The sequence below is a fragment of the Streptomyces sp. HSW2009 genome (genome assembly GCF_040240285.1).
In the GTDB taxonomy this organism is placed as follows: domain Bacteria; phylum Actinomycetota; class Actinomycetes; order Streptomycetales; family Streptomycetaceae; genus Streptomyces.
Genome location: NZ_JBEHZD010000585.1, coordinates 1 through 4538, shown reverse-complemented (window position 1 = coordinate 4538; position 4538 = coordinate 1). Strand labels below are relative to the sequence as shown.

The 4538-nt window shown below is 70.8% G+C and carries 3 protein-coding genes and 1 pseudogene; all 4 read left to right on the top strand.

Annotated features, from left to right (window positions below):
- The first annotated feature begins 182 nt into the window (after positions 1–182).
- Complete coding sequence (locus AAHZ94_RS29005) at positions 183–1316, top strand: sensor histidine kinase (RefSeq protein ID WP_349996602.1); 1134 nt, start codon at positions 183–185, stop codon at positions 1314–1316.
- A gap of 351 nt (positions 1317–1667) precedes the next feature.
- Positions 1668–2999 carry a sensor histidine kinase gene (locus AAHZ94_RS29000; protein WP_349996601.1) on the top strand — a complete coding sequence of 444 codons (1332 nt, stop codon included), beginning with the start codon at positions 1668–1670 and terminating at the stop codon, positions 2997–2999.
- Between the two features lie 342 nt (positions 3000–3341).
- On the top strand, positions 3342–4001 hold the full coding sequence (locus AAHZ94_RS28995; protein WP_349996600.1) for a LuxR C-terminal-related transcriptional regulator: 660 nt from the start codon (positions 3342–3344) through the stop codon (positions 3999–4001).
- Positions 4002–4324: 323 nt separating this feature from the next.
- Positions 4325–4538, top strand: a pseudogene (locus AAHZ94_RS28990) (2-oxoacid:acceptor oxidoreductase subunit alpha); the annotation flags it as partial.

The window sequence follows — 4538 nt, the reverse complement described above, 5'->3', positions numbered from 1 at the left end:
GGGGGGGGGGGGGGGGGCGGGGGGGGGGGGGGGGGGGGGGGGGGGGGGGCGCGCGGACCCGGCGCAACCGCGGCTCCGGGGCCGCGCGCACAGGGGGAACCGACAACGCGTCGGAAACCTCGCCCGGTGCGTCGCCCGGCGCCTCGTCCGGCGCGTCAGCCGATCCGCCGTCCAGCGAGAAGCTGCCCCGCGTACCGGCCTTCGGCTTCCCGGGGTCGACCTGGCGCGAGATCGCGTACCTGCTGACCAACCTGCCGATGGGCATCTTCGGCTTTGTGTACGTCACGAGTTGGCTGTTCATCGGTGCCGCGCTGTCGATCACGGTGGTCGGGCTGCCGATGCTGGCGTTCGGGCTGCTCGGCAGCCGACAGCTCGGCAAGTTCGAGCGGGCGCGCGCCCGGCTGCTGCTCGATCTACAGGTCGATGAGCCGAGCCCGCTGCGCCACCACACGCACGGCGGGTTCTTCCCCTGGCTGTGGAGCAGCCTGAAGGACCCGGTCGGCTGGCGGCACACGCTCTACCTGCTGATCCGGTTGCCGTGGGACATCATGACCTTCACCGTGACGCTGGTCGGCCTGTTCGTGGCCTGGCCGGTGCTGCCGTGGGTCGCGCGCGGGCTGACCGTGGTGGAACGGGCGATGGTACGGGCGCTGCTCTCGCCGTCGGACGAGTTGGAGCGGCGGATCGCCGAGCTCGAATCGGACCGGGGTGTGGTGGTGGACACCGCCGCCGCTGACCTGCGCCGCATCGAGCGCGACCTGCACGACGGCGCCCAGGCCCGCCTCGTCGCCCTCGCCATGGACCTCGGCCTCGCCAAGGAAAAACTCACCGAAGACCCCGAAGCCGCCGCCAAAATGGTCGACGAAGCCCACGGCGAAGTGAAGATCGCCCTCCAAGAACTCCGCGACCTCGCCCGCGGCATCCACCCCGCCATCCTCACCGACCGCGGACTCGGCCCCGCCCTCTCCTCACTGGCCGCCCGCTGCACCGTCCCGGCCACGATCTCCATCGACATCGAGGAGCGGCCGGCGCCGGCGATCGAGGGCATCGCGTACTTCACCGTCTCCGAACTCCTCCAGAACGTCAGCAAGCACAGCCGCGCCAAGGCGGCCACGGTCGAGCTGTGGCGCACCGAGCACCGGCTGTTGCTCCAGGTCTGGGACAACGGGGTGGGCGGCGCCGACACCAGCGGCGGCGGTCTCGCGGGGCTGAGCGAGCGGCTCGGTTCGGTCGACGGCCTGTTCGTCATCGACTCCCCGGCCGGCGGCCCCACGACCATCACCGCCGAACTCCCTTGGCGCGACCGCACCTCCTGAAACCCCTCGCACGCCCCTCCGCCCGCCCCAGCCGCCCGCGCGCTCCCGTCCGTCAGCGCGGGGGCAGCCCGCGTACGGCCGCCGACCAGCACAGATACGCTCATTTCCGGTCACGACCGGTCCGTGGGCGGGGTACGGGCGGTACGCCGTGGGTACGGGCGGATGGCCGCTGCGGAATGCGCAGGTGTCGTCAGCCCGCCGGAGGGGGGTGGGGAAAACCCCCTCCCCAAGATGCCGACCGCCTCCATGGTCGAAGCGGGCTGGGTGGGCCAGCCTTGAGGTAGTCGAGGGGCACTCGCCTCCGCGCCGCACCTGGCGACGCGATCGAAGGACCGGAGGACGGACGAAGAGATGGCTACTGCATACGGATCTGATTCGCACAGCGCCGATCCGCACGGCCACCGGCTGCCCGCGGGGCTGCGCGCCCCGTTCGAGGCCCGCACCTGGCGCGAGCTCGGCTATCTCTTCCTGAACCTGCCCGTCGCCCTGGCGTCCTTCACCTACGCGGTGACCATGATCAGCCTGGGCGTCGGCCTGTTGATCACCTTCCTCGGGGTGCCGCTGCTGGCCATGACGCTCGCCGGGGTACGCGCGCTCGGCGCCGTCGAGCGGGCCAGGGCCCGGGTGCTGCTGCGGCACGACGTCGCCGCGCCGGCGCCGGTACGGATCAAGGGCGAGAAGGGCGGGCCGCTCGCCTGGATGGGCGCGATGCTCAAGAGCGGCGACTCCTGGCGGCAGATGCTGTACGCCGTGCTGCTGTTGCCGTGGGCGCTCTTCTCCTTCGTCACCGCCGTGGTCGTCACCGTGACCGGCTGGGGGCTGCTCACCTACCCGCTCTGGCACTGGGTCTTCCCGCGCTACTCGGACGAGCCCGGCCTCAAGCTGTGGGGCGGCGAGAACAGCGGCTCCTACCTGAACACGCCCTTCGAACTGGTCCTGACCTGCGCCTTCGGTGCGACGGTCGTGCTGATCGGCCCGTGGCTGATCCGCGGCATGACGTACGTCGACCGGCTGATGATCTCGGGGCTGCTCGGCCCCTCGCAGCTCGCGAGCCGGGTGACGGAGCTGGAGACCGACCGGGGTGTGGTGGTGGACACCGCCGCCGCCGACCTGCGCCGCATCGAACGCGACCTGCACGACGGCGCCCAGGCCCGCCTCGTCGCCCTCGCCATGGACCTCGGCCTCGCCAAGGAAAAACTCACCGAAGACCCCGAAGCCGCCGCCAAAATGGTCGACGAAGCCCACGGCGAAGTGAAGATCGCCCTCCAGGAACTCCGCGACCTCGCCCGCGGCATCCACCCCGCCATCCTCACCGACCGCGGACTCGGCCCCGCCCTCTCGGCGCTCGCCGCCCGCTGCACCGTCCCGGTGAAGGTGCTGGTGGACGTCGACCACCGCCCGGCGCCCGCCATCGAGGGCATCGCGTACTTCACCGTCTCCGAACTCCTCCAGAACGTCAGCAAGCACAGCCAGGCCAGGAACGCGTCGGTCGATGTGTGGCGCGTCGAGAACCGGCTGATGTTGCAGGTCAGCGATGACGGCAAGGGGGGCGCCGACGCCTCGACGGGCTCGGGGCTCGCCGGCCTCGCCGAGCGGCTCGACGCGGTGGACGGCCTGCTGGTGGTGCACTCCCCCGTCGGCGGCCCGACGTCGATCACGGCCGAACTGCCCTGGCGGGGCTGACCTCCCGCGACCGGCCCGGCGACGGGTGGGAGGTCGGTACGGGGCCACCGCGGCCCGGCGGCCCGGTAAACCAGCGGCCCCGCAGCCCGGCGGCCGGGCCACCCGGCAGCCAAACCTCCGGCGGCCCCCAGAACGGTGCGAATGGCTACCCCTGCGCACCCCCACCCGCGCTCGCCACTACCTCAGCCGCCCCCAGGCTCCCTCCCGTCACGGGGCATCCGGGCGGAAAACGCCCCCCTACATCTCAGCAATCGGTCCCGGAGCGCTCCGCTCCGGGACCGATTGCTGAGATGCTGTGCTCAAGGTGTCGATGTCGGGGGGCCAGAAATTGTGGAGGACAGGGTGCGGGTGGTCATCGCCGAAGATTCGGTACTGCTTCGGGAGGGCCTGACCCGGCTGCTGACCGACCGGGGACACGACGTCGTGGCCGGCGTGGGAGACGCCGAGGCGCTGCTCAAGTCGGTGGCCGAGCTGGCCGCCGACGGCGCGCTGCCGGACGTGGTCGTGGCCGACGTCCGGATGCCCCCGACCCATACCGACGAGGGCGTACGAGCGGCGGTCCGACTCCGGCGCGACCATCCTGACCTGGGCGTCCTGGTGTTGTCGCAGTACGTCGAGGAGCAGTACGCCACGGAGTTGCTGGCCGGCAGCAGCCGTGGGGTCGGCTATCTCCTCAAGGACCGAGTGGCCGAGGTCAGGGAATTCGTCGACGCCGTGGTGCGGGTCGCCCAGGGCGGGACCGCGCTCGACCCCGAGGTGGTGGCCCAACTCCTCGGGCGCAGCCGCAAGCAGGACGTGCTGGCCGGGCTGACGCCGCGCGAGCGCGAGGTCCTAGGACTTATGGCCGAGGGCCGGACGAATTCCGCCATTGCCCGGCAGTTGGTCGTCAGCGACGGCGCGGTGGAAAAACACGTCAGCAATATCTTCCTGAAACTGGGCCTCTCCCCCAGCGATGGCGACCACCGTCGCGTGCTCGCCGTACTCACCTATATCAACTCCTAACGCACGACGTACCCGGCGGCGGCCCGGAAATGGCACGCCGGCCGAGCGAGCGAGTCGTACAACAAAAGTCCGGCGGAGGGCAGCACAACAGCGAGGGCCGAGCCGGCCTGAGGAATGCGCACCGGGGGCGAGCAAATGATGGCAAACCACTCCATAAACGTGGCGCACGCCACCATCCATCATGTGATCCGCCCCAGGAAGGTGACCCTTACCCCCGTACGATGGGCTAGGGACGAACCCATGGCGCCGCCCGGGGGTCGGAAAACATTTCCGGCCACCAACCAGCCCGTCGCGAGCCGCCGCCTCGAAGGAGGTCCGAAGCAGTGACCAGCCAGGTCAATAGCACGGCCGAGCAGGCCGATAACGCCGAGCAGGCCGACCCGACCACCAAAAGCCAGCGCGGGCCGGGGCTCGCCGAAGGCCAAGGGCCCGGGGTAGACAAAGAGGTCCGCCGGCTAGACCGAGTCATTATCCGTTTTGCGGGTGATTCGGGTGATGGTATGCAGTTGACGGGTGATCGGTTTACTTCGGAGACGG